Here is a 23,835-nt window from a genome sequence, read left to right on the forward strand (position 1 = left end):
TTATGACGACAGTCCCTAGGAGATGTTCAACCGTTACTGTGACTTGGCAGGAATAATCTACATTTCAACTAGCCAAGCTTTATGTAGACCGGTCTAAAAATTGAGCTGATAAAAGGACGCTATGGTTTTGATTTGCACATTAGCCAGCTCTACAAGAGATCGGTTTTATGTGAAACATGTCTAGTCGCTCTGCGAGTTCATATCAATTTTTAAGCAGAGACCGATAAAGCACACTGACTCACCCTAAAAACGCCGAACAAACCGTGAGCACATCCGTTCTTCAATTCTCACAAGCATGTTAAAAGTTTTTGCAAGTTTGTCGTCACTTACAAAATTGGACTCATCTGTGGCAAGCTTACGAAGCTGTATGATATAGCTGTCCATGCTTTCCTGACTTGAGTCAAGAGCATGTAATCGAGCTAACAGATTCTTTATCCTCTGAACCTTAGCTACATTAATCTGCGCAATAATCACAGAATCTTGAGCCTTTCGGTCAGTTTCTTTCATGGCAGTGCTAAAGGACTCTGACAAATCCTTTAGTGCTGCTTCTATTTGCTCGATCGCTTTGTTAACTTCACTATTTTTAGCTTGGGTTGCAGCATTCTTTCGATTAAGAGAGGCGCTAGCAAACCACCCCAACAAAGTTATCGGGATCGTAGAAAGAGCCACAGCTGCGGTGCTTGGTAACTCCCCATTTTTGACACTGACAATCAGAGTGATCAGAGCTGGGATGAAACATATCTCGCACCATAAAATGAAACTCCAACGTTCACCAGACGTCACCTCACTTTTTTCTTTGCAAGGCATTCGTGATGTACTCTCTTATCTCCACAATAACTGAAGGGTCATCTTTCGAAATCAGATGCTCACTGACAAACTGAATGTCAGACTCACTAATCCCCGAGCTTGTCCCTACTCGGACTAAACCACCAAAGACTTCTTCCAAAAATGAAGAGCCGTATCCAAAAACCCCATCCAGATCAACGCATACCTGCCCATGACTACGAATAGCTGGAATTAGGATATCGTCTCTAAAGGCCTCACCACTGTTCTCACCAAGTTCCTTTGTTCTAGGTCCTGGGAAGACAGAAAAGTCTTTAACGAAAATGGTTTTCATTTCAAAACACCTTTAGGCAAAGGAATAGTCCACTCGACGATTGTGCCAACAATGGACTGTTCACTACTTTCTCTGGACTCATTAAGGACCGGATCGTTACCATTCCTTGCGACATGATGGTAACGATAAACACCTTTATTTGATATTACTGTAAGCCGAGAATTTGGAATCTTTTCAATTGCAGACTTCAAATCCTTTCCACCGTTCCCTCGATGGGAGAGACTTGTGCGAGTCCTTTTAACATCCATTGCAGCCATGATGTAGTCTGCATCATTAGAGAAAACGCCGCCTACCTTCTGTTTCAAAAGATCTAACAACCCCTTTGGTTGCGTCTGCTCTAATGTCGCTGATATGCCGACACCTTTGTCCCCAATCAATACTGTCAGCTGATCCGCAACCAACGCCGTAAAACACCACCATCTGTGGCCTTCAGGTTGCTCGCCTTTCCAAATAGCAGGGAAGTAGGCATGCTCAACAACGTTATTCATTGCTTCAACCAGCGGACCAAAAAGACGCTGTGCTTTTCCGCCCGTTCTCTGTACCAAAGAGGTTTCTACAGCCTGGAGCATTTGACCAGCTGCATCACTGTTCACTTTTACCCCTCGGATGATGTCCCAACACTTTACGTTAGCCAGCTCACGAGAAGTAAACTGCTTAAAACCGAGCGCAGCGTAGAATCCAAGACGATTTAATACGCTATCAACAATCCGGACTCGATCTTTGCCGCCATTGATGTTGACTGCATGAGGACGAGTAACCCTGAAGCGTGGCTTAGCCCCTTTCACGTTGTTCAACGCAAATTCGACTGATGAGATCATGGATAAAACTGCAGCAGCAGTAGCTAGTTCCGTGCAACGTAAGTTGATATGAACAACTCTTCTAGTCGATGGGTCTGAACCACAAGGGGACTTGATTGCGTTGACAATAGAACTGATGAAAATCGATGACTTTGCTCGATTTCTTGGATTATAGAGATCAATAACTTTCGGGGCATCCAGAGTGACCATGGCACTATTATGAGAAAAACGACCTGTTTTACTCTTTGGACCTCTCATACGGACTCTGATAGAGAACCGCCTCATGAAACGACGGTGAGCTGCTCTCAGCCATTCCTTTGAGTTTCGTTTTTCAAGCAGCCTCATTTAGATCCCCAAGAAAGAAAAGCTAGTCATTATCGCAACTAATCTACAAACAAAGCATCTGGTCATTTATACAGCAAAGATATTGTGTCGCCATTTTGCCGCCACTTTGAGGCACAAAAACAAAAAGCCACCCTTTAGGGTGGCCTTAAGTCATTCAATTCTAATGGTGCCCGGGGTCGGACTCGAACCGACACGATTATTCATCGGCGGATTTTGAATCCGCTGCGTCTACCGATTTCGCCACCCGGGCAACTGCGAGGGATTATACGAATGGCGCGATGCCATGCAAGGGGTTTTTCTATTGAATACGCTCGTTTGCTCATTTATTCAACGCCTTGCCGATAAGGGGCCAGTTACATAGAATGCCGCCATCATCTTAATGGAATAAAACGATGGCCAAGCCTAAACAAGTCCAACAAAAATCCCCCACACTCCCCCGATACCCGTCGGCCACTCTGCTGCGACGAATTGGCGCGCTGATCTATGATGCGCTGGTCGTGACCTCCCTGCTCATCATCGCCGGTTTTATCGGGATGGCAGTGGCAAAACTGCTGCTGGTCAGCGGGTTGGCCAGCGTCCCGGCAGGCGAAGATACGGTCTGGTTGCTGACCCGCCACCCCTTGAGCCTGATCTATACCCTCTGGCTCGCCTTCGTTGTCTGCGGTTTCTACACCTGGTTCTGGACCCGTGCCGGCCAGACCATCGGCATGCGCGCCTGGCGCCTGCGTATTCAGAACGAGGATGGCAGCCATATCCGTGTCACCCAGGCGCTGATCCGCCTTGCCACCGCAGCCTTTGGGCTGGGTAACCTGATGTGCCTGTTCAACCGCAAGCAACCTCGTGCCTTCCAGGATATCTGGGCCGAGTGCGAGGTCATAGTGCTGAGCAAGCAAGAGAATCTGGAGATGCTAAACAAGTAATCCCGAATCAATGTAGCAACGGAAGCAATGTAGCAACGAAAGAGGGCACCAAAAGGTGCCCTCTTTGCATGGCCGCGCCACGGCTTACTGCTTGCGACTGAGAATGTAGAAAGAGATACCGCCAAACAGCAGGCTGGGGGCGACGGCAGCCAGGATCGGCGGCACCGCGTAGACCAGACTGACGGGACCAAATACCCGATCGCTGACATAGACGGCGAAGCCGGTCATGATCCCCATCAGCATCCGCGCACCCATGCTCACCGAGCGCAACGGGCCGAAGATGAACGAGGAGGCAAGCAGGATCATCGCCACCACCGAGAGCGGTGACAGCAGCTTGCGCCACATCTCCAGCTTGTAACGACCGGCATCTTGCTTGTTGGCGTCCAGATAACCTATGTAGTCACGCAGACCTGAGACCGAGAGATTTTCAGGGTCGATACTCACCACCCCCAGCTGTTTTGGGGTCAGCTCGGAGTTCCACTCCATCTGGGCATGCTGCTCGCTGTTGATCTGCGCAGGGTCGTCGAAGCGAGTGACCAGGGTCTGTTTGAGCAACCAGTGGTGCTGATCAAACACCCCTTCTTGCGCCTGTACCACATCGATCAACTTGCGCTCGGGGGTAAAGCGATAGAGGGTGATGCCGGTCAGAGCACCATCATTGCGCACACCGTTGATATTGACGAAGTTGTTGCCATCGCGAGCCCACACCCCGTAGGCAGAGACCGTCAATCGCCCCTCGGAGATGGCACCAGCACGGATATCATCCGCCATCCGTTTGGCGATAGGGGCCACGTACTCACCCATCAGCCCCACCAGGATCATCAACGGGATCGCCGTCTTTAGCGCCGCCATCACGATACTGATCTTGGAGCGGCCCGCCGCCTGCATCACTACCAGCTCGGAGCTGGTCGCCAGCTGGCCTAAACCGATCAGACCGCCAAGCAGCGCCGCCAGCGGGAAGAACAGCACCGCCTCCTTGGGCATGGAGAGCAGCACATAGTAGAGGGCATTTACCATGTCATAGTTGCCCTCCCCGACCGACTTGAGCTGCTCCACATACTTGATGAGCGCCGCAAGGCCAACGAGCGTGATTTCGCACAGCAGGATCGACATGAAAATGACCCTACCGATATATCTGTCGAGAATGCCAAACATCAGCAGAAGTTCCTATGTTGCAGCATCATGCTGATTTTCTGTTGAAATAACGGCCCTTCACCCCGTTCCACCAGCTGGTACCCTGCACATTGAGGGGCAAGCCGATAAACAGCAGGTAACCGAGCGGCACCAGGAACATCCCCGGCCAGTAGGGCAAACGACCGCTATCGATGGCCGAGCGGGCGGCGCTGAGCAGCAGGAAGTAAGAGAGATAGAGCATGATGGCCGGCAGCAGTTTGGCATAGCGCCCTTGACGGGGGTTAACCCGCGCCAGCGGTACCACCAGCAGAGTCAGCACCGGAATGGAGAGGGGCAACGACAGACGCCACTGCAGCTCCGCCATCATGCTGTTGTCCTGGGTACCGAACAGCTCCAGAGTCGGTTTGGCCGCCGCCTTGCGGTTGGAACGCTCCAGCTCTTGCTGGCGGATCACCAGACCATATTCGCTAAAATCGGAGACCTGGAACTGCTTGCCGGAGAAGTTTCCCTCGTAGCGGGAACCATCTTTGAGGGTCAGCCACTGCAGACCGTTCTCATCGACTGTCACCACCCCTTCGGTCGCCACCACCACCGAGGGGGGATTGTTTCCCTCCGCCCGCTGCAATACGAAGATTTTCTGCAGTTTTGAACCGTTTTCGTTCAAATCCTGGATATAGGCAACCAGACGCCCCTTGTCGAGCTCCATAAAGCGGCCTGCCTGCAGGAAGGAGATCCCCGGATCCGCCTTGAACTCGTCGATCACCTGATACTCACGCTCCTTGGCTTGCGGGGCGATCCAGCCGGTGTTGAAGGCGGCGACGGCGGCAGTCAGCAACGCCAGCACCATGGCGCTGCGCATCACGAAACGGTGACTGAAACCCACCGCATGCATCACCGTCATTTCGCTTTCGGCATAGAGACGACCGTGGGCAAACAAGATGGCTAAAAAGAGACTGATTGGCAGCATCAACAGCGCCATATTGGGCAAGTTGAGCAGCAACAAGGTAGATACCAGCCGTGTCGGTACCTCACCATCGGCGGCATCACCGATAATCTTGATAAATTGTTGGCTGACAAAGATAAGCAGCAATACGAAGAGCACTGCCAGCTGGGTTTTCAGGGTTTCCCTGAACAAATATCGGAATACGATCACAGTCATTCCCAAGTAAACTTGTGTTTTTAGTCGAATGCCTGAAAAATAGGGCCGTATATTGGATTTTTACCAGTTTGAACTGCGGAGCCTGTGGCTGTTCGCTCCGCCTCTGATACCCCAACAAGCACCGCATTATTCAATAAAAGGTGCCTTTTGTCTTTAGGATGTAGGAGATTCCATGGAGTTCAGTGTAAAGAGTGGCAGTCCTGAGAAGCAACGTAGCGCCTGCGTCGTGGTCGGCGTATTCGAGCCTCGTCGCCTCTCTCCGGTTGCCGAACAACTGGACAAGATCAGCGATGGCTATATCAGTTCGCTGCTGCGCCGTGGCGACCTGGAAGGGAAACCAGGCCAGATGCTGCTGCTGCATCAAGTACCGGGCGTGCTCAGCGAGCGCGTACTGCTGGTCGGATGCGGCAAGGAGCGGGAACTCGACGAACGCCAGTACAAGCAGATCATCAACAAGACCATCACCACCCTCAACGAAACCGGCTCAATGGAAGCGGTCTGCTTCCTGACCGAGTTGCACGTCAAGGGCCGGGATACCTATTGGAAGGTGCGCCAGGCGGTAGAAACCACCAAGGCGGGCCTCTACAGTTTCGATCAGTTCAAGACCAACAAAGCTGAACCACGTCGCCCGCTGCGCAAGCTGGTATTCAACGTATCGACGCGTCGGGAACTGACCATTGGTGAAAAAGCCATCGCCCACGGTCTGGCAGTAGCCAAGGGTGTGCGGGTCTGTCGTGATGTGGCGAACATGCCGCCCAACATCTGTAATCCGGCTTATTTGGCCTCCCAGGCCCGTCGTCTGGCTGATGCCTTCGACAACATCACCACCAAAGTGATCGGTGAGCAGGAGATGGCTGAACTCGGCATGAACTCCTATCTGGCGGTGGCTCGCGGCTCCGATAACGAAGCCATGATGGCCATCATCGAATACAAGGGCAACGCCGATGCCAAACCCATCGTACTGGTCGGCAAGGGTCTGACCTTTGACTCCGGCGGCATCTCCATCAAGCCGGCCGATGGCATGGATGAGATGAAATACGACATGGGTGGCGCCGCCTCCGTGCTGGGTACCATGCATGCGCTGGCCCAGCTGCAACTGCCGATCAACGTGATTGGTGTGCTGGCTGGTTGCGAAAACATGCCTGGTGGCAACGCCTATCGCCCGGGTGACATCCTCACCTCCATGTCCGGCCAAACCATCGAAGTGCTCAACACCGATGCGGAAGGTCGTCTGGTGCTGTGCGATGCGCTGACCTATGTCGACCGCTTCGATCCGGAAACCGTGATCGACGTGGCGACCCTGACCGGTGCCTGTGTCATCGCTCTGGGTCACCACACCTCGGGTCTGCTGGCCAACCACAACCCGCTGGCCCATGAGCTGCTCAACGCCTCCGAGCAGGCGGGCGATCGCGCCTGGCGTCTGCCGCTGTTTGACGAGTATCAAGAGCAGATCGACAGCCCGTTTGCCGATATGGCCAACATCGGCGGTCGTCCGGCCGGTACCATCACCGCAGCCGCCTTCCTGTCACGCTTCACCAAGAAGTACAACTGGGCCCACCTGGATATTGCAGGAACCGCCTGGAAGAGTGGCAAGGATAAAGGCTCCACCGGTCGTCCGGTGCCCCTGCTGACCCAGTTCCTGCTGAACCGGGCTGGCGTGGATATCGAAGAGAAAGAGTAACTCCCCTGCCCCTTCCGATGGCTGCATCGGAAGGGTTAGCGTTACCCTGAACCACAAGGAAGAGGCCCGCCTCTTCCTTGTTTCATTGTTGTTTCAGTGAGATGCAGACGGGAAAATCCCCTGTCAGCCTCTGCGGCGGTCAATAGTCCGTCACCGCAAAACGGGATCCACCTGATGAGCCAAGTGACCTTTTACCTGATGAACGAACCGGATGACGAGCAAGCCTCCGCGGTCGAGCGGCTCGCCTGCACCCTGGCGGCCGAGTCGTGGGGCGCGGGCCATCTCTATCTGTTGTGTGACGATGAAGCCCAGGCCCTGCGCCTCGACGAGCTGCTGTGGCAACTGCCACCTGAGCGCTTCGTGCCCCATCAGTTGCAGGGCGAAAGCGGCATGGCCCCGGTGGAAATTGGCTATCAGCCGCCGAAACGGCGCTATGCCCGCCTCATCAATCTGGCCAGACAGACACCTTTGTTTGCAGGACACTTCGCTCAAGTGGTAGATTTTGTCCCCACTGATGAAACTCAAAAGCAGCAAGCCCGCGAGCGCTACAAGCACTATCGCCAGGCAGGTCATACCCTCGAGATGAGGGAGCAGCCCGTCCTTGCCGCACCGGATCCGGCGCAGCCCTGACTGTAAGCTATTGATCTAAAAAATAATCAACACCAGACTCCATCCATCCAGATTACGGCGAGACCATGGAAAAGACTTTTAATCACAATGCCATCGAACAGGCGCTCTATCAGCACTGGGAATCCCAGGGTTACTTCAAGCCCCACGGCGACACCAGCAAAGACTCCTACTGCATCATGATCCCGCCGCCGAACGTCACCGGTAGCCTGCACATGGGTCACGCCTTCCAGCAGACCCTGATGGACACCCTGATCCGCTACAACCGCATGCAGGGCAAGAACACCCTGTGGCAATCAGGCACCGACCACGCCGGTATCGCCACCCAGATGGTGGTTGAGCGCAAGATCGCTGCAGAAGAGGGCAAAACCCGTCACGATTACGGCCGTGATGCCTTCATCGACAAGATCTGGCAGTGGAAGGAAGAGTCCGGTGGCACCATCACCCGCCAGATGCGCCGTCTGGGCGACTCGGTAGATTGGGAGCGCGAGCGCTTCACCATGGATGAGGGTCTCTCGAGCGCCGTGCAGGAAGTGTTTGTCCGTCTTTACGAAGATGGCCTGATGTACCGCGGCAAGCGTCTGGTGAACTGGGATCCGAAACTCAACACCGCTATTTCCGATCTGGAAGTGGAAAACCGCGAGATTAAGGGCCACATGTGGCACCTGCGCTATCCGCTGGCCAACGGCGCCAAGACCGCCGAAGGTCAGGATCACCTGATCGTCGCCACCACCCGTCCGGAGACCATGCTGGGCGATACCGCCGTGGCAGTGAACCCGGAAGACCCGCGCTACAAGGCGCTGATTGGCCAGCACATCCTGCTGCCGCTGGTGAACCGTCTGATCCCCATCGTCGCCGACGAACACGCCGACATGGAGAAGGGCACCGGTTGTGTGAAGATCACCCCGGCTCACGACTTCAACGACAACGAAGTGGGCAAGCGCCACAGCCTGCCGATGATCAACATCTTCACTCTGGACGCCCATGTGCGTGCCGAGGCCGAAGTGGTCGATACCAACGGCAACCCTTGCGCCGCCTACGATGCCGCCCTGCCAACCGAGTTCGCCGGTCTGGAGCGCTTCGCTGCCCGCAAAGCCATCGTGGCCAAGCTGGACGAGCTGGGCCTGCTGGCCGAAATCAAGGATCACGTACTGCAACAACCCTACGGCGATCGCGGCGGCGTGCCCATCGAGCCGATGCTGACCGACCAGTGGTACGTGCGCGTGGCACCGATGGCCAAGACCGCCATCGAAGCGGTGGAAGATGGCCGCATCCAGTTCGTGCCCAAGCAGTATGAAAACATGTACTTCTCCTGGATGCGTGACATTCAGGACTGGTGCGTCTCCCGTCAGCTGTGGTGGGGTCACCGCATCCCGGCCTGGTATGACGACGCTGGCAATGTCTACGTGGGCCGTGACGAGGCGGAAGTGCGTGCCAAGCACAGCATCCCGTCCGTGACCACCCTGCGTCAGGACGAAGACGTGCTCGACACCTGGTTCAGCTCCGCCCTGTGGACCTTCTCCACCCTGGGCTGGCCGAACAACACCGAAGCACTCAAGACCTTCCACCCGACCGACGTGCTGATGAGCGGCTTCGATATCATCTTCTTCTGGATTGCCCGGATGATCATGATGACCATGCACTTCATCAAGGACGAAAACGGCCAGCCGCAAGTCCCGTTCAAGACCGTCTACATCACAGGTCTTATCCGTGACGAAGAGGGCCAGAAGATGTCCAAGTCCAAGGGCAACGTGCTGGACCCGCTCGACATGATCGACGGCATCTCGCTGGAAGATCTGCTGGAGAAGCGCACCGGCAACATGATGCAGCCGCAGATGGCCGAGAAGATCGGCAAGCGTACCGCCAAGCAGTTCCCGGAAGGGATCGATGCACACGGTACCGACGCCCTGCGCTTCACGCTGGCAGCGCTGGCCTCTACCGGTCGTGACATCAACTGGGACATGAAGCGCCTGGACGGCTACAACAACTTCTGCAACAAGTTGTGGAACGCCTCCCGCTATGTGCTGATGAACACCGAAGATCAGGATTGCGGCTTCTCTTCGCAAGGTAAGGGTGGCGAGATGGAGTTCAGTCTGGCGGATCGCTGGATCCAGTCCCAGCTGCAAGTGGCCATTCGTGACTTCCGCACCGCGCTCGATACCTATCGTTTCGATATCGCCGCAGGCGTGCTGTACGAATTTATCTGGAACCAGTTCTGTGACTGGTATCTGGAGCTGACCAAGCCGGTACTGGGCAAGGGTTCCGAGGCCGAGCAGCGCGCTGCCCGCCACACCCTCGTCAGCGTCCTGGAAACTCTGCTACGTCTGGCGCACCCGATCATCCCGTTCATCACCGAGACCATCTGGAAATCGGTAGCCCCGCTGGCTGGCGTACACGCCGACACCATCATGATTCAGGCCTTCCCCGAGTTCGACGCCGCCAAGGTGGACGAAACCGCGATGGCGGATCAGGAGTGGGTGAAGGAGTTCATCGAAGGGGTGCGTAACATCCGCGCCGAGGTGAACGTAGCACCCAGCGTCGGTCTGAACGTGCTGCTCAAGTGCGATGCCAAGGATGCCCAGCGCGCCGGTGACAACGAGGCCTTCCTCAAGTCGCTGGCCCGTCTGGAATCCATCCGCGTACTTAGCGAAGGTGAAGTGGCTCCGCTGTCAGTGAAGAAGCTGATCGGTGCCACCGAGCTGATGATCCCGATGGCCGGCCTCATCGACAAGGACGCCGAACTAGCTCGTCTGGCCAAAGAAGTGGCCAAGCTGGTTGGTGAGTGTGGCCGCATCGAAGGCAAACTTGGCAACGAAGCCTTCGTCGCCAAGGCGCCGGAAGCGGTCATCGCCAAAGAGCGCGAGAAGCTGGAAGATTACCGTCTCCAGCTGACCAAGCTGGAAGCCCAGCAAGCCGAGATCGCCGCCCTGTAATAAATACCGCGTACTGCGCGCGACAGACACGCCTCTACTTTGAGCGCTGTCTGACCTACAGCCCAGCAAGCCTGCCTTGCTGGGCTGTTTCTTTTCTGCTGCCGGACGACCCGCGCGACCGCGATACGGATCCGCTTATCTGGTCAGGCAGGATGTCCCCCCCCAGCCTGCTCAAGTGAACCCGCAGCAACCGGCTGGTTTACCTCATCCCGGTGGCCAGCAAACCTCGGGTAAATCAGAAATTGTTGTACGGCTTGTGTTCACCCTTGCCAACATAAGATAGCCTCCCTCTTGAGTCAGGCGAGCACCTGATTCAAGGCTCCCCATCCATCCCTGTTATCCGAGGCTCAACATGTTTTTTCAGGTCGTCTTCCTCGCCTTGCTGGCGTTGCTGCCCATGGTCAATCCACCCACCACTGCCACCCTGCTGCTGGGGCTGAGCAAGGGGATGTCGCGCGAACATGTGCGCCGTCAGGTCAACCTGGCCGCCATCTATCTGTTCTGCACCCTCTGCATCACCTTCTTTATCGGATCCTCAATTCTGGATCTGTTCGGGATCTCCATTCCGGGCTTGCGACTGGCGGGTGGCCTCATCATCGGTTTTATCGGCTTTCGCATGCTGTTCCCCGCCCCCGCTCAGGCAACCGGGGTCGACATCAACCAGAGCATCGCCTTTGTGCCGCTCACCATGCCCAGCATGTGCGGCCCGGGCACCATGGCACTGGTGATCAGCGGGGCCGCACAGATTGCGGAGCTGCCCGGCGAGTACAACCGCCTCACCATCTATGGCGCCATGATCACTGCTTTTGCCCTGATGAGCCTGATTAGCTGGGGCGTCCTGAAGCTGGCGGATCCGGTCTGCAAGATCCTCGGCGCCACCGGCATCGACGCCATGACCCGCATCATGGGCTTCCTGCTGGTCTGCATGGGTATGCAGTTTTGCATCAACGGCATCAAGGAAGTGGCACAAGATCCGGTCTTCCACGGCGGCCAGGCCGTGCAAACCGCACCGGCGCTACCGCAGGTTTCCAGCGCGTTTGATCAGTTGCCGCAGAAGCCCGCCAGCGCTGATTGAAAACGCTATCAAAAAGTCCCTGACGATCTGCACTGATCTTGTTCCTGATCATGTTATTGACATGCAGATGAGTTAGCTTGTTTTTCATACAGACTATATTCAGACGGACGCTGATAGGTTTGTTGGTGAATACCCACTCAATTTCAGGAGAGAATGCAGATGGATAAAATGCTGACCGAAATAGGAAGCCATAGCCTGTTTCACGAATACCTGAACGTGGTGGGGATTGCGAGCCCATCTCTCGCCAAGATCGAACAGCGCTGGGAATATAAAGATCAAGAGCAGCTGGTTGCCAAAATCCAGATCGACAAACTGGGTAACGCCCGTTACTTCATCGACGCCCGCGCCATCTCCGTCAACTGATACCGATTACTCCGCAAGCCCCGGCCAACTGACCGGGGCTTTTTGTTGTCTGCCATCCGCTAAATAGCAAAACCCCGGCAAGAACCGGGGCCTGATTGCGTCGGGTTAGGCCGCTGCGCGGCTAATCCAACCTACGAAGTGCCACCCACGGTGAGCTGGTCCAGTTTTAGGGTGGGCTGGCCGACACCGACCGGCACGCTCTGTCCCTCTTTGCCGCAGATGCCGACCCCACGATCCAGCGCAAGGTCACACCCCACCATGGAGACCTGACTCATCGCCTCGGGGCCGTTGCCGATCAGTGTTGCTCCCTTGATGGGCGCAGTAATCTTGCCATCTTCGATGAGGTAGGCCTCGGAGGCGGAGAAGACGAACTTGCCGGAGGTGATATCCACCTGACCGCCGCCGAAGTTGGGGGCGTAGATCCCTTTCTTGACCGAGGCGATGATCTCGGCCGGATCATACTGACCCGCCAGCATATAGGTGTTGGTCATGCGCGGCATCGGCATGGCGGCGTAGGATTCGCGGCGACCGTTGCCGGTGAGCGGCACGCCCATCAGGCGAGCGTTCTGCTTGTCCTGCAGATACCCCTTGAGGATGCCGTTTTCGATCAGCACGTTGTAACCGCCCGGCGTCCCCTCGTCATCGATAGAGACGGAGCCACGCCGACCCGGCAGGGTGCCATCATCGACGATGGTGCAGTGTTTGGAGGCAACCTGCTCGCCGATGCGACCGGCAAATGCGGAAGAGCCCTTGCGGTTGAAATCCCCCTCCAGACCGTGTCCCACCGCCTCGTGCAGCAGCACACCGGGCCAGCCAGCCCCTAGTACCACCGGCATGGTGCCGGCTGGGGCATCGATGGCCTCCATGTTGACCAGTGCCTGACGCACGGCTTCGCGCACATAACCGAAGGCGCGGCTCTCCAGCCCGTCCAGTTCGAGGAACCAATCGTAACCAAAGCGGCCACCGCCACCGGCACTGCCGCGCTCACGGCGATCGCCCTTCTCGGCGATCACGGTCACCGACAGGCGCACCAGCGGACGCACATCGGCGGCCAGGGTGCCATCGGTAGCGGCCACCAAGATCTCTTCATAAACACCGCTGATGGAGGCCATTACCTGATTGATGGCGGGATCCAGACTTCTGGCGAACTTGTCCATCTGCTCCAGCAGAGCGATCTTCTGGTGCTTGTCGAGGGTCTGCAGCGGATCCATGGCCGGATAGAGCAGGTTCGCTTCGGTGCGAGCCCACGCCTTCACCTTGCCGTGGGCACCTGCAGCGGCGATGCCGCGAGCGGCAGTCACCGACTGTTGCAGTGCCAGCAGGCTCAGCTCGTCCGAGTAGGCGAAGCCGGTCTTCTCGCCACTGACGGCGCGCACCCCGACCCCCTGATCGATGTTGTAGCTGCCATCCTTGACGATGCCATCTTCCAGCATCCAGGACTCGTGCCAGCTGCGCTGGAAATAGAGATCGCCGAACTCCACCTGATGGCTCATCAGGCTGCCGAGCAGTTGCTGCAGGCGCCCTTCGTCGAGATCATTCGGGGCCAACAGGGAGGCACTAACCTGGCTCAATAGACTCAATCTTCTTCTCCAATCTCGCGGTGAGATGTCGTAACGGTTAATTCATCCGGTGTGGCCCGGTGTTCAGTTCGTATTCGCAGGGTGCAATGAACGCCGTGAATGGCGCCGCCAACCCCAAGATCGGCACAGGTGCAATGCGCTTCGCTTGTTGCACCCTACCTCAATCAACACCCCGGAATCACAGCAGCCGGGCGTGCCTCAGCACCGGCATAGTGCGCTTCAATTCGTCGATAAGCCCGGCATCCATCTGTGCCAGCACAGTGGCGCGGCCCGATGGCTGGCAAGCCAGCACTCGACCCCAGGGATCGATCACCATGCTGTGGCCCCAGGTCTGGCGCCCCGTCTCGTGAATGCCGCCTTGGTTGGCAGCCACCACATAGCACTGGTTTTCGATGGCACGGGCCCGCAGCAACGGCTCCCAGTGCGCCTCGCCAGTCACAGCGGTAAAGGCGGCAGGCACCAGCAGCACACGGGCACCGGCACCGGCCAGCTGGCGGTAGAGCTCGGGAAAGCGCAGATCATAACAGATCGAAAGGCCGAGGGGACCAAAGGGGGAGTCCACCAACACGCACTCCTGACCAGCACTGAAGGTCTCCGACTCCCGATAGCGACCGTGATTGTCCGCCACATCCACATCGAACAGGTGGATCTTGTGGTAGTGGCCCTTAAGCTCACCGCTTGGGTCAAACACCAGCGAGCTGGTGTGGATATGGTCAGCACCTTCGATGGTGGTCGGCATAGCCCCGGCCACCAGCCAGATGCCAAAGTCACGGGCCCACTCGGCCAGTTGCTGCTGGATCGGCGCGGCTCCACTCAGCTCGGAGCCAATCGCCTCGGCGCCATCCAGATAACCCTGCCGCTCGCCAAACAGGGCAAAGTTCTCCGGCAGCAGCACCAGCATTGGCCGCTCTTTTGGCAAGGCTGCCAGCTCGGCGGCTATCTGCTCCCGGTTATCCTGCCAGTGACGGCCAGATACCAGCTGTATTGCGGCTAACCACATGACGCTCTCCTTGTCGCTTGCCTTGTAGATTGGACCATCAGACGGTGACAGCATCCCCCGCCTGCAGGGTGTAATCCAGCACTATGATGCGCTCCAGCACCGGGCGAAAGATGGCCTTGAGGGCATCGTGATCAGGATGGGGCAGATAGCGTTGACGGGCTGCTTCGTCGGCGAAGGTCATCAGCACGCTGTGGGTAAAGCCTTCATCCTTCCCTTCGGGGCTGTCATTCAGCCCCCACTCCACAGCGGTCACGCCGCTGATCTTGGCCGGCATGGCGAGAAAGGCGGCCCTGACGGCAGCAATGTCAGCGGGGGGTGCATCGGGCTTGAAGGTGATCAGCAGAATATGTCGGATCATGGCTCTCTCCTTGAGCGTGAGCAGGTCGAGGCTAGGGCGGCGCCAGCATCAGGGCTGGCGCGGGCTACCCGGTTGTGGATTCAGCAGGAAAGGGGTGGCGGCTGGCAGCGTGGGCGCCGCCGCATCGACCGCCTGTTTCTGCTGCTGGTTGAGCTTGATGCGCGCGCGATCCCGGCCAGCTTCAATGAGCTTGGGTGCATCGAGCGGGCCCGAGATGCGAAAATCGATGCGGGTCACCACATCCACCACCGGCTCCAGCAGTTTGGAGAGGGCCAGCACATAGAGACCGGTGACCGGGGTGATGGAGAAGGCCGCCACCACCGGCAGGGTGCCCCCCAGATTGGGGGAGAAGCTTAGCTCGTAGTCGAGCTGCCAGCGCACCAGATCGGCGATCCCCTCGCCGCGCAGATTACCTGCCGCCCCCTTCATGTAGAAATCATCATTGCTGACCTGCCCCTGTTTGATGGTGGCAGAGGCGGACATGGATTCGAAGTAGAAGCCCTTGTCGAACACATCGCGAAAATCGAGGCGCAGTTTGCGCAGCAGGGAGTCGAGGCTGAGCAGGGAGAGCAGCCGAGCCCCCTTGTCGTTGACCTCCCGCAGGGTGCCGCCCTCCAGCTGATAGTTGGCACTTCCCCCCAGGGTTGGCAGGCTCGGGCGATAGGGCACATCCTGCCAGTTGAGATCAAAGGCGAGGGAGCCGGGGGCATCGCCGATGGGCGAGGTGTAGCCGAGCCGCTTGAGCAGCAGCTCGCTGTTGTTGCTGGTCAGCTTGCCACGGGCGCGGGTCTGCATCCGGTTGCCATCGGCCAGCCAGTCGACGCTGCCGGTCAGTTGACTGCCCGCCAGTCGCACATCCAGTCCCTTGAGAGTCACCTTGTTGGCACCGGGCACCAGCTCCCCTTTCACTTCGCCGAGCGGCAGCTCGCCAAAGCGGCAATCGACACAACTCACCTGCAGCCAGGGAATGGAGGCCATGATGGCGTTGTCCTGCTTCGCATCGGGATCCGGGCTGAGATCCGAACTCTTGCCGGACCAGTGGATGCGGGCAAACTTGGCATCCACCGGGCGATTGGCCACCGTAGGCAGGCGGATCACCCCCATCACGTCGGGGCTGTCGATCATCACCTCGGTCGCCTGATTGGTCGGCCCCACGGTGAAGCGGGTGGCCTTGAGGGTGGCACTGCCGATATAGGCGCGGGCCAGCTGACCATCCACCCACCACTCCTGCGGCAAGAAGGAGGGGCCGACCACCGCATTGCCACTCTGGTTCTGCGCTGGCAACCACTGTTTGAGTCGCGCCAGCCAGCCGCCCACATCGGCCTCCTGCTGATTGATGGCAAGCAGCATGGGCACATCCCGTAGTACCCGGGCGCCCGGTTGCCCCACATCGACCCTTAACCGACTGAGGTAGGGCACCCCTTCGCCGTAGACCAGTCGGGTCTGCATATCCACATCGGCACCCAGCACGGCACGAATGTCGGCGCTGCCCTCCCGGCCACGGGCGATCACCTTGAGCGGCAGACGGCTGCTGGCCGCCTTGGCCAGCGGCAACGGCAGATCCAGCCCCATCCCCTGCAGGTTGGAGTCCATCGCCAGCTGGAAGCTGAACGGCTTGCTGTCAGGCAGGGTCAACCCCAGCTTGCCGCCCCAGTTGCTGCGGCCATTGAGGATACCGAATGAGGAGATGGCTGCCGGTTGGCGGCGGCTATCCCACTGCCCCTTGAAGTCGAGATCGACCTGATAGCGATCCGGGTGCTGGCGCCCCTGATAGTTGAGGGTCAGCGGCTGGTTCCACAGGCTCGCCTTGAGATTGCTGAAACGGGTCTGCTCGTTGTCATACTCAAGGCGTCCCTGCACCTGCTCTAGCGGCAGATCCAGACTGGCGACCCGCACCTTGTTGTTGCTGAAGGTGGCATCGCCGCTCGCCTTCACTTCGCTCTCGCCATCGAGGGGAATATCGAGCTTGACCGAACCGGCCAGCGGGCCGCGGATCTCAATCTCCCGCAGCGCCTGACCCACCGAGCCCCCCAGCGGGGAATCTTGCAGGTAATCACTGATGGCTTGGCCCTCCCCCTGCACCTTGGCATCCACGTAGAGATGGCCACCGGGAGAGAGGCTCGGGATCCAGGCATGCACCGAGTCAGAGCTGGCCTTGCCGAGCTGGGTGGAGCGGCTGTGCATATCGAGACTGGCGTTCTGGAACAGCAGATCGATCTGCAGGTCAGTCAGCGATTGCCAACCGGGGAAGAACTGGTAGGTAGCCTGCTCCAAGGGCACCGCCACCTGGAAGATGCCCTCGCCTTTCTCATAAGGGAAATCCCTGAACTCGCCATACCAGAGCAGGTCAGCGCCCTTGGCCTTGCCACCCTTGAGCGCGCCGCTCAGGTAGTCCACCAGCCCCTTGTCCATCACTTGTAACGGATAGTAGCGATCAGCGTTGCCCGCGTTCTTCACGTCGATGCGGCCGGTCAGGGCCAGAAAGGGGTGTTCGAACAGATCGAGCCGAAAGCGGCTGGCCAGGGTCAGGTCCGGGTTATCCAGCGCGATATCCTGACCATAGAGCACCCACCCTTGCGCCTCACGCCACCAGTCGAGACGAGCCGAGAAGCGGTCGACCGGGATCGGCTCCTTGAAGTGACGGGCCGGATCCAGCTTGTCGTTGAGCAGTGCCACGCTGGCGCTGCCCCCCTTGGGGGTCAGCCAGAACTCACCGTTGAGATCGCCAAAGCCGGGCACGTCGTGCCAGGCGTTCAAGCTCACATGGGAAATCTGGCCGCTGAGGGAGAGATCCTGCCAATCGGTATCCGCCTGCAGGGTCAAATCGGTCAGCTTGCCCTTGGGCTTGCTCTGCTTGAGCAGTTCACTCTGGGCAGGATAAATCCCGGAGACCAGCTGGCTCAGCTGGGCGATCTGATCGAGATCGATCTGCGGCACATAGCCTTGCACTCGATCGCCGACCCGCTCCAGCTGCAACCGGCTATGCAGCCAGGGCTTGTCATCCAGCTTGAAAATCACATCGTGGCTGGCCAACTGCCAGTTCTGGCCATCACGGCGCAACTGGATCTTGCCACCATCCAGCCCGAGACGATGCAGCCCCTGATCCTTGAGATCCTTCCAAATCAGATAATTGTTGCCAAATTCCAGCAAGGTGTTGCCCAACTTGCCGTGGTCAAACTCGCTCCAGAGCTGAAAGTCGATCTGGCCCGCCAGTTTCGGCTCACCGGCATGAATTTTGGCAAGAATGGGGCTGATATCGAGCTGGCGAGCGCCCAGATAGAGCTGCCCCTTGAGGCGATCGAGCCGGGCGGTCGGCGCGTCCACATCCAGGATCAGATCGATGGTGCTTTCGCCCACCCCGTTGATCAGGTAGGCCTTGCCGACCCCCTGATGGCGTTTGCCGCGGTTCTGCCAGCGCAGTTGGGCAATATCGAGGGCCCGCAAATCACCAACGGAGGTGGTGACACTAAGACGGGTGTTATGTACATCAAAAGTGGTGAGCTGGGTCAGCAGAAAGCGCAGCAAGGCACCTTGCTGCGCGTCGCCCTCGGGCTCGCGGCTATTGGCTGGCTGGCTGAAATCGAGGGTAATATCCCCATCACTGAGGATCAGTTCGCCAAACACCGGCTTGAGCTGATTGAGGGTGCGCCAGAAGTCGAGATGCACCCAGGCTTTGCCGAGCTGTACGGTAAAACGCCCCGAATCCGGGGCGATGGCGAGTTGTTGCAGTTCGAGGGCAGGGCCGGACTGTGTCCAGTCCAGTCCCACCTGACCTACGCTGACCTTGAGTTGTGAATCCCCCAGCAGAGTGTGGATCAGACTCTCCCGGTATTGGTTCAGCAAAGGACCACCGACCCGCACCAAGGTGACCATCATGGCCAACAGTACGAACAGGATCCCCAGGGCAAACCAGCCCCGACTCAGCCAGCGATAGACCAATTACATCATCACCACGTCAAACTGCTCCTGACCGCAGAGGGGTTCGCTCACCACCCTCACCTGCTTGCCGATGAACACCTCCAGCTCAGCCAGACTGTGGGACTCTTCGCCACGCAGATAATCGGCCACGGCTGGCGCCGCATAGACGGTGAACTGATCCGCATCATAAGCACGGTTGACCCGGATCAGCTCGCGCAGGATCTCGAAGCAGACCGACTCCACCGTCTTGACCCGACCACGCCCCTTGCACTCCGGGCACTCCGAGCAGAGCACATGCTCCAGACTCTCGCGGGTGCGCTTGCGGGTCATCTCTACCAGACCGAGCTGGGAGAAGCCGTTGACGTTGGTCTTGGCGCGATCTTTGGACAGCGCCTGCTCCAGACTGTGCAGCACCCGACGGCGGTGATCTTCGGACTGCATATCGATGAAATCGAGAATGATGATGCCGCCGAGGTTGCGCAGGCGCAGGTGACGGGCAATGGCCGCCGTTGCCTCGACGTTGGTGTTGAAGATGGTCTCTTCCAGATTGCGATGGCCGACGAAGGCGCCGGTGTTGATATCCACCGTGGTCATGGCTTCGGTCTGGTCGATGATGATGTAACCGCCAGATTTCAACTCCACCTTGCGCTCCAGCGCCCGCTGGATCTCGTTCTCCACATCATAGAGATCGAAGATCGGCGACTCGCCAGAGTAATACTCCAGCTTGTTGGCCAGCTCCGGCACGTACTCCTCGGTGAAGCGCTTGAGCTGATCGAAGCTCTGGCGTGAATCGACCCGGATCTTGTCGAGCTCGGCACCGACAAAGTCACGCACCACCCGAAATGCCAGGCTGGGATCCTCATAGAGGATCTTGCAAGGGGGATACTTCTGCTTGCGCTCGAGGATCTTGCGCCACAGCCGTTTGAGGAAGGCAGCATCCTGCTCCAGCTCCTGCTCACCCACCCCTTCGGCGGCGGTACGGATGATGTAGCCACCCAGATCATCTACATAGCTAGCCACGGTGCGCTTGAGTCGCTCCCGCTCCCCTTCGGATTCGATACGCTGGGAGACGCCGACGTGGGCACTGCCCGGCATAAAGACCAGATAGCGGGATGGCAGGGTGATATCGGTCGTGAGACGGGCCCCCTTGGTACCGAGCGGATCTTTCACCACCTGCACCATGATGTCCTGACCCTGGCGCACCAGCTCGGCGATGTTGCCGACCTGGAACTGCTCTTTCTCTTTTACTGCCACACATTCGGTGTGGGGTACGATATCGGAGGCATGGAGAAAAGCGGCCTTGTCCATGCCGATATCGACGAATGCCGCCTGCATACCGGGCAGCACCCGACTGATCTTGCCTTTGTAGATATTGCCCACAATGCCGCGCTTGGCCTGACGCTCGACATGCACTTCCTGCAGCAGGCCGTTTTCGACCAGCGCAACCCGGGTTTCAGAGGGAGTAACGTTAACCAGCAGTTCTACTGACATAAGTAACCTTGCCTGTTCCAGTTTTGAATTCTATAGAGCCAATCCGGTACAACGCGCGCAAGGGAAACGCAGCAGAGCACAGCTGACGGGAAATTATTTGAGCTGTTCCAGATGATGCTTGATCAACAGGTCCGTCTCCAGCAGGGGCAGGCCGACCACGGCGCTATAGCTCCCCTCGATACGGCTGACAAACTTGCCGGCAATACCCTGAATGCCATAAGCCCCGGCCTTGTCACAGGGCTCACCGGTCTGCCAGTAGGCCTCGATCTCGGCCTCGTCCAGTTTGCGAAACGCCACATTGGTGCTGACCAGACGAACGTCACAACGGTCCTTGCTGGCCAGCGCCACCGCCGTCATCACTTGATGGACCTTGCCGGAGAGTGCCTCCAGCATATCTTTGGCGTCCAGCAGATCGGAGGGCTTTTCCAGCACCCGATCCCCCAGCACCACAATAGTGTCGGCACCGAGCACAGGTAAAGCCGTCGGTGCGGCGGCGACACCGGCGGTGGCCTTGTCACGGGCGAGGCGGCAGACATAATCCTGCGCCTTTTCACCCTCTTCCCGCTGCTCGGGCACATCCAGTTTCAATACCTCAAAGCGGTAGCCAAGCTGGGTCAGCAGCTCACGGCGGCGGGGAGAAGCCGAGGCGAGATAGAGTTGTGGTTCGTTGTTTTTGTTCATTTTTACCTAATGTTGAAGCGGCGCCGCAGATTGCGCAGCACCAGAAACACCCAGGGCCATATTAACATCGTCGTCAACGTCGACCAGAAATAGGCAAGATTCAGGCTGGCCTGGCTGAACAGGTGCTCGGCCCAGAATATCGTCATCTTGCCCACCAGCGACAGGCAACCGATGATCAGCGCCTGCTGCCAGAGGGAGAAGTTGCGGATCTTCTGGAACTGGAAGGCCGCCAGATAGGTGGTGATGGCCATCGCCATCGCCCGCACACCGAGGGTGCTGCCAAGCAGCACATCCAGCAGCAGGCCAGCGACCCAGGCGGTGCCGACGTTGGTGCGATGGGGCAAAGCCAGCGCCCAGTAGATCAGCACCATGGCCAACCAGTCCGGACGGAAGGGATCAAATTCGAAAGGAAGCGGCAGGATCGACAGGCTCAAGGCCAGCAGGATCGAAATCCAGATCCAGATCCTGCCACTGGCGGGTTGTAGCATCAGCGCGTCGCTCCTGCGGCGGACGCAGCCGGCGCGGCAGCTTCACCAACCTCATCATGCACTTCAGGGTTCTTGTCGGTCCACAGCAGCAGCAAGTAACGCAAGCGATCCAGCTCCACCAGCGGTTTGGCTTCGACCTGGGCGAAGGGCTTGCCCTCCACATACTCGGAACGGGTCACGGTCGCCACCGGATACCCTTCCGGGAAACGGCCGCCAAGACCCGAGGTGACCAGCAGATCACCCACCTGAATATCGGTGTTGCGCGGCAGGTTGCGCAGCTCCAGCGTGTCGAGCTCGCCACTGCCGGAGGCGATGGCGCGCAAGTCGTTACGCAGCACCCGCACCGGAATGCCGTGGCTGGAGTCGGTGATCAGCAGCACGCGACTGGTGGTGGAGCCCACATGGAGCACCTGACCAATCACCCCCTGATCAGTGATCACCGCCTGACCGTTATAGACGCCATTCAGCGCGCCTTTGTTGATCAGCACCTGATGGCTAAAAGGGTCGGAGTCCACCGACAGCAGCTCGGCCACCATCTTGCGGGACTCTTTATGCACCGGCGAACCGAGCAGCTCGCGCAGCCGCTGGTTCTCGTGCTCCAGATGATCCATCTTGAGCAAACGGGAACGCAGGGTGAACAACTGTTGTTCCTGCAGCTTGGTCTGTTCGATGAGATCGGCACGGGTCTGCACCTGGGTCGACATGGTGTCGAGCAGGGTACCGGGCGCATTGGCCATGTATTGCAGGGGACTGACTAACGAACTGAGGTAGACGCGGACGTGGGTAAACACACCGAAGCGGGAATCCGCGACGATGGCAGCGATGGAGATGATGACGGCGAGAAACAACCGTAACTGAAGCGAAGGGCCTCTACCAAAAATGGGTTTCATGGGTCGTCAAAAAAGAGCCGGCACGCTGGCCGGCTTTGGGTCTTATTCGTAGTGGAACAGGTCGCCACCGTGCATATCAATCAGCTCCAGCGCCTTGCCGCCACCTCGGGCCACACAGGTGAGGGGATCTTCAGCAACGACAACAGGAATGCCGGTCTCTTCCATCAGCAGACGGTCGATGTCTTTGAGCAGTGCGCCACCACCGGTCAGCACCATGCCGCGCTCGGAGATGTCGGACGCCAGTTCCGGCGGAGACTGCTCCAGCGCCACCATGACTGCAGCGACGATACCGGACAGCGGCTCTTGCAGCGCTTCCAGGATCTCGTTGGAGTTGAGGGTAAAGCTGCGTGGTACACCTTCCGCCAAGTTACGGCCACGCACTTCAATCTCGCGCACCTCTTCACCCGGATAGGCAGAACCGATCTCGTGCTTGATCCGCTCGGCAGTGGCTTCACCAATCAGGCTGCCGTAGTTGCGACGGACGTAGCTGATGATAGCTTCATCAAACTTGTCGCCACCGATACGGACGGACTGGGAGTAGACCACACCGTTCAGGGAGATAATGGCCACTTCAGTGGTACCACCACCGATATCAACCACCATGGAACCGGTCGCTTCGGAGACCGGCAGGCCGGCACCGATTGCAGCAGCCATAGGTTCGTCGATCAGGTAAACCTCACGGGCACCGGCGCCCAGTGCGGACTCCTTGATGGCGCGACGCTCGACCTGAGTGGAACCGCACGGCACACACACCAGCACACGGGGGCTGGGGCGGAAATAGTTATTGTCGTGAACCTGCTTGATGAAGTGCTGCAGCATCTTCTCGGTCACGTAGAAATCAGCGATCACGCCATCTTTCATCGGGCGGATGGCAGAGATGTTGCCTGGGGTACGGCCCAGCATCTGCTTGGCGGCATGACCGACAGCAGCGACCGATTTGGCGTTCCCGCGCTCTGTGCGAATGGCGACAACTGAGGGTTCGTTAAGGACGATCCCTTGATCTTTTACATAGATCAGGGTGTTGGCAGTTCCCAAATCGATCGACAGATCGTTGGAAAAAACGCCTCTGAGCTTTTTAAACATGGCTACGGGAAATCCTAAGAATTTGGAGGTGCAGAAAACCGGCTAACTTTACCAATGCCCACCCCAATGGGCAAGCGCTCAAACTGTCGCCAGTCAATCAGTCGCGACAAAAGTGCGAGTCATCACTCACTGCCGCGGGCTTACAAACGCTAATAAACAAGGAGATAGGGGGTAAGATCCTGAAGATCCATCCCC

General features: G+C 58.0%; 20 protein-coding genes and 1 tRNA gene. 6 read left to right on the plus strand and 15 right to left on the minus strand.

Annotated features, from left to right (window positions below; genetic code table 11):
- Positions 1 to 243 precede the first annotated feature (243 nt).
- The 4 genes from CF137_RS11605 to CF137_RS11620 form a co-directional block, all read right to left on the minus strand.
- On the minus strand, positions 244 to 807 hold the full coding sequence (locus tag CF137_RS11605; protein WP_139719135.1) for a hypothetical protein: 564 nt from the start codon (positions 805 to 807) through the stop codon (positions 244 to 246).
- Complete coding sequence (locus CF137_RS11610) at positions 785 to 1,117, minus strand: STAS-like domain-containing protein (RefSeq protein ID WP_139719138.1); 333 nt, start codon at positions 1,115 to 1,117, stop codon at positions 785 to 787. The genes CF137_RS11605 and CF137_RS11610 overlap by 23 nt, the downstream gene beginning before the upstream one ends.
- A complete protein-coding gene (locus CF137_RS11615; protein WP_139719140.1) occupies positions 1,114 to 2,172 on the minus strand; it encodes a hypothetical protein in 1,059 nt (352 codons plus the stop codon). Before CF137_RS11615 ends, CF137_RS11610 begins: the two co-directional genes overlap by 4 nt.
- Before the next feature lie 251 nt (positions 2,173 to 2,423).
- Positions 2,424 to 2,509: transfer RNA gene (locus CF137_RS11620), tRNA-Leu, on the minus strand.
- Positions 2,510 to 2,651: 142 nt separating this feature from the next.
- Here CF137_RS11620 and CF137_RS11625 point away from each other — a divergent pair.
- The gene (locus CF137_RS11625; RefSeq protein ID WP_139719142.1) at positions 2,652 to 3,179 is read left to right on the plus strand and encodes an RDD family protein; all 528 of its coding nucleotides are present in this window, start codon (positions 2,652 to 2,654) and stop codon (positions 3,177 to 3,179) included.
- An 84-nt stretch (positions 3,180 to 3,263) separates the two neighbouring features.
- Here the strand turns inward: CF137_RS11625 and lptG are convergent, their stop codons facing one another.
- Together lptG and lptF are read right to left on the minus strand one after the other, a co-directional pair.
- On the minus strand, positions 3,264 to 4,334 hold the full coding sequence (lptG, locus tag CF137_RS11630; RefSeq protein ID WP_139719144.1) for an LPS export ABC transporter permease LptG: 1,071 nt from the start codon (positions 4,332 to 4,334) through the stop codon (positions 3,264 to 3,266).
- A 25-nt stretch (positions 4,335 to 4,359) separates the two neighbouring features.
- Positions 4,360 to 5,472, minus strand: coding sequence for an LPS export ABC transporter permease LptF (gene lptF, locus CF137_RS11635; protein WP_162515921.1), 1,113 nt, complete (start codon positions 5,470 to 5,472; stop codon positions 4,360 to 4,362).
- A 172-nt stretch (positions 5,473 to 5,644) separates the two neighbouring features.
- Here lptF and pepA point away from each other — a divergent pair, with 172 nt between their 5' ends.
- The 5 genes from pepA (at position 5,645) to CF137_RS11660 (ending at position 12,151) form a co-directional block, all read left to right on the plus strand.
- The gene (pepA, locus tag CF137_RS11640; RefSeq protein ID WP_042019624.1) at positions 5,645 to 7,153 is read left to right on the plus strand and encodes a leucyl aminopeptidase; all 1,509 of its coding nucleotides are present in this window, start codon (positions 5,645 to 5,647) and stop codon (positions 7,151 to 7,153) included.
- A gap of 174 nt (positions 7,154 to 7,327) precedes the next feature.
- Positions 7,328 to 7,783, plus strand: coding sequence for a DNA polymerase III subunit chi (locus tag CF137_RS11645; protein WP_098971001.1), 456 nt, complete (start codon positions 7,328 to 7,330; stop codon positions 7,781 to 7,783).
- A gap of 65 nt (positions 7,784 to 7,848) precedes the next feature.
- Entirely contained in the window at positions 7,849 to 10,713 is a 2,865-nt protein-coding gene (locus tag CF137_RS11650) for a valine--tRNA ligase (protein WP_139719148.1), read from the plus strand.
- Between the two features lie 352 nt (positions 10,714 to 11,065).
- Positions 11,066 to 11,788 (plus strand): MarC family NAAT transporter, encoded by a 723-nt coding sequence (locus tag CF137_RS11655; protein WP_101326149.1) that lies wholly within the window; start codon positions 11,066 to 11,068, stop codon positions 11,786 to 11,788.
- A 159-nt stretch (positions 11,789 to 11,947) separates the two neighbouring features.
- On the plus strand, positions 11,948 to 12,151 hold the full coding sequence (locus CF137_RS11660; RefSeq protein WP_042019766.1) for a hypothetical protein: 204 nt from the start codon (positions 11,948 to 11,950) through the stop codon (positions 12,149 to 12,151).
- Positions 12,152 to 12,282: 131 nt separating this feature from the next.
- Here CF137_RS11660 and tldD read toward each other — a convergent pair whose 3' ends face one another.
- The 9 genes from tldD to CF137_RS11705 form a co-directional block, all read right to left on the minus strand.
- On the minus strand, positions 12,283 to 13,731 hold the full coding sequence (gene tldD, locus CF137_RS11665) for a metalloprotease TldD (RefSeq protein WP_068978361.1): 1,449 nt from the start codon (positions 13,729 to 13,731) through the stop codon (positions 12,283 to 12,285).
- Positions 13,732 to 13,909: 178 nt separating this feature from the next.
- Complete coding sequence (locus tag CF137_RS11670) at positions 13,910 to 14,731, minus strand: carbon-nitrogen hydrolase family protein (RefSeq protein WP_139719151.1); 822 nt, start codon at positions 14,729 to 14,731, stop codon at positions 13,910 to 13,912.
- Positions 14,732 to 14,768: 37 nt separating this feature from the next.
- Entirely contained in the window at positions 14,769 to 15,089 is a 321-nt protein-coding gene (locus tag CF137_RS11675) for a Dabb family protein (protein WP_139719153.1), read from the minus strand.
- Positions 15,090 to 15,137: 48 nt separating this feature from the next.
- Complete coding sequence (locus CF137_RS11680) at positions 15,138 to 19,028, minus strand: YhdP family protein (RefSeq protein ID WP_139719155.1); 3,891 nt, start codon at positions 19,026 to 19,028, stop codon at positions 15,138 to 15,140.
- Positions 19,029 to 20,498: a ribonuclease G gene (gene rng, locus CF137_RS11685; protein ID WP_042019644.1), complete on the minus strand. Its 1,470-nt coding sequence runs from the start codon at positions 20,496 to 20,498 to the stop codon at positions 19,029 to 19,031.
- A gap of 93 nt (positions 20,499 to 20,591) precedes the next feature.
- Positions 20,592 to 21,179 carry a Maf family protein gene (locus CF137_RS11690; protein ID WP_042019646.1) on the minus strand — a complete coding sequence of 196 codons (588 nt, stop codon included), beginning with the start codon at positions 21,177 to 21,179 and terminating at the stop codon, positions 20,592 to 20,594.
- Between the two features lie 2 nt (positions 21,180 to 21,181).
- A complete protein-coding gene (mreD, locus tag CF137_RS11695; RefSeq protein WP_068978355.1) occupies positions 21,182 to 21,667 on the minus strand; it encodes a rod shape-determining protein MreD in 486 nt (161 codons plus the stop codon).
- Complete coding sequence (mreC, locus tag CF137_RS11700) at positions 21,667 to 22,557, minus strand: rod shape-determining protein MreC (protein ID WP_042019650.1); 891 nt, start codon at positions 22,555 to 22,557, stop codon at positions 21,667 to 21,669. The genes mreD and mreC overlap by 1 nt, the downstream gene beginning before the upstream one ends.
- Before the next feature lie 42 nt (positions 22,558 to 22,599).
- A complete protein-coding gene (locus CF137_RS11705; protein ID WP_042019651.1) occupies positions 22,600 to 23,640 on the minus strand; it encodes a rod shape-determining protein in 1,041 nt (346 codons plus the stop codon).
- Between the last annotated feature and the right edge of the window lie 195 nt (positions 23,641 to 23,835).

The sequence above is a fragment of the Aeromonas sobria genome, from assembly GCF_006243315.1.
Taxonomy (GTDB): domain Bacteria; phylum Pseudomonadota; class Gammaproteobacteria; order Enterobacterales; family Aeromonadaceae; genus Aeromonas; species Aeromonas sobria_A.

Coding starts and splice junctions, on each gene's coding strand:
- CF137_RS11625 (WP_139719142.1), top strand. CDS start 2,652: ATGGCCAAGCCTAAACAAGTCCAACAAAAATCCCCCACACTCCCCCGA.
- CF137_RS11610 (WP_139719138.1), bottom strand. CDS start 1,117: ATGAAAACCATTTTCGTTAAAGACTTTTCTGTCTTCCCAGGACCTAGA.
- CF137_RS11605 (WP_139719135.1), bottom strand. CDS start 807: ATGCCTTGCAAAGAAAAAAGTGAGGTGACGTCTGGTGAACGTTGGAGT.
- pepA (WP_042019624.1), top strand. CDS start 5,645: ATGGAGTTCAGTGTAAAGAGTGGCAGTCCTGAGAAGCAACGTAGCGCC.
- CF137_RS11645 (WP_098971001.1), top strand. CDS start 7,328: ATGAGCCAAGTGACCTTTTACCTGATGAACGAACCGGATGACGAGCAA.
- CF137_RS11670 (WP_139719151.1), bottom strand. CDS start 14,731: ATGTGGTTAGCCGCAATACAGCTGGTATCTGGCCGTCACTGGCAGGAT.
- CF137_RS11705 (WP_042019651.1), bottom strand. CDS start 23,640: ATGTTTAAAAAGCTCAGAGGCGTTTTTTCCAACGATCTGTCGATCGAT.
- CF137_RS11660 (WP_042019766.1), top strand. CDS start 11,948: ATGGATAAAATGCTGACCGAAATAGGAAGCCATAGCCTGTTTCACGAA.
- CF137_RS11690 (WP_042019646.1), bottom strand. CDS start 21,179: ATGAACAAAAACAACGAACCACAACTCTATCTCGCCTCGGCTTCTCCC.
- CF137_RS11655 (WP_101326149.1), top strand. CDS start 11,066: ATGTTTTTTCAGGTCGTCTTCCTCGCCTTGCTGGCGTTGCTGCCCATG.
- rng (WP_042019644.1), bottom strand. CDS start 20,498: ATGTCAGTAGAACTGCTGGTTAACGTTACTCCCTCTGAAACCCGGGTT.
- CF137_RS11650 (WP_139719148.1), top strand. CDS start 7,849: ATGGAAAAGACTTTTAATCACAATGCCATCGAACAGGCGCTCTATCAG.
- CF137_RS11675 (WP_139719153.1), bottom strand. CDS start 15,089: ATGATCCGACATATTCTGCTGATCACCTTCAAGCCCGATGCACCCCCC.
- lptG (WP_139719144.1), bottom strand. CDS start 4,334: ATGTTTGGCATTCTCGACAGATATATCGGTAGGGTCATTTTCATGTCG.
- mreD (WP_068978355.1), bottom strand. CDS start 21,667: ATGCTACAACCCGCCAGTGGCAGGATCTGGATCTGGATTTCGATCCTG.
- lptF (WP_162515921.1), bottom strand. CDS start 5,472: ATGACTGTGATCGTATTCCGATATTTGTTCAGGGAAACCCTGAAAACC.
- mreC (WP_042019650.1), bottom strand. CDS start 22,557: ATGAAACCCATTTTTGGTAGAGGCCCTTCGCTTCAGTTACGGTTGTTT.
- CF137_RS11615 (WP_139719140.1), bottom strand. CDS start 2,172: ATGAGAGGTCCAAAGAGTAAAACAGGTCGTTTTTCTCATAATAGTGCC.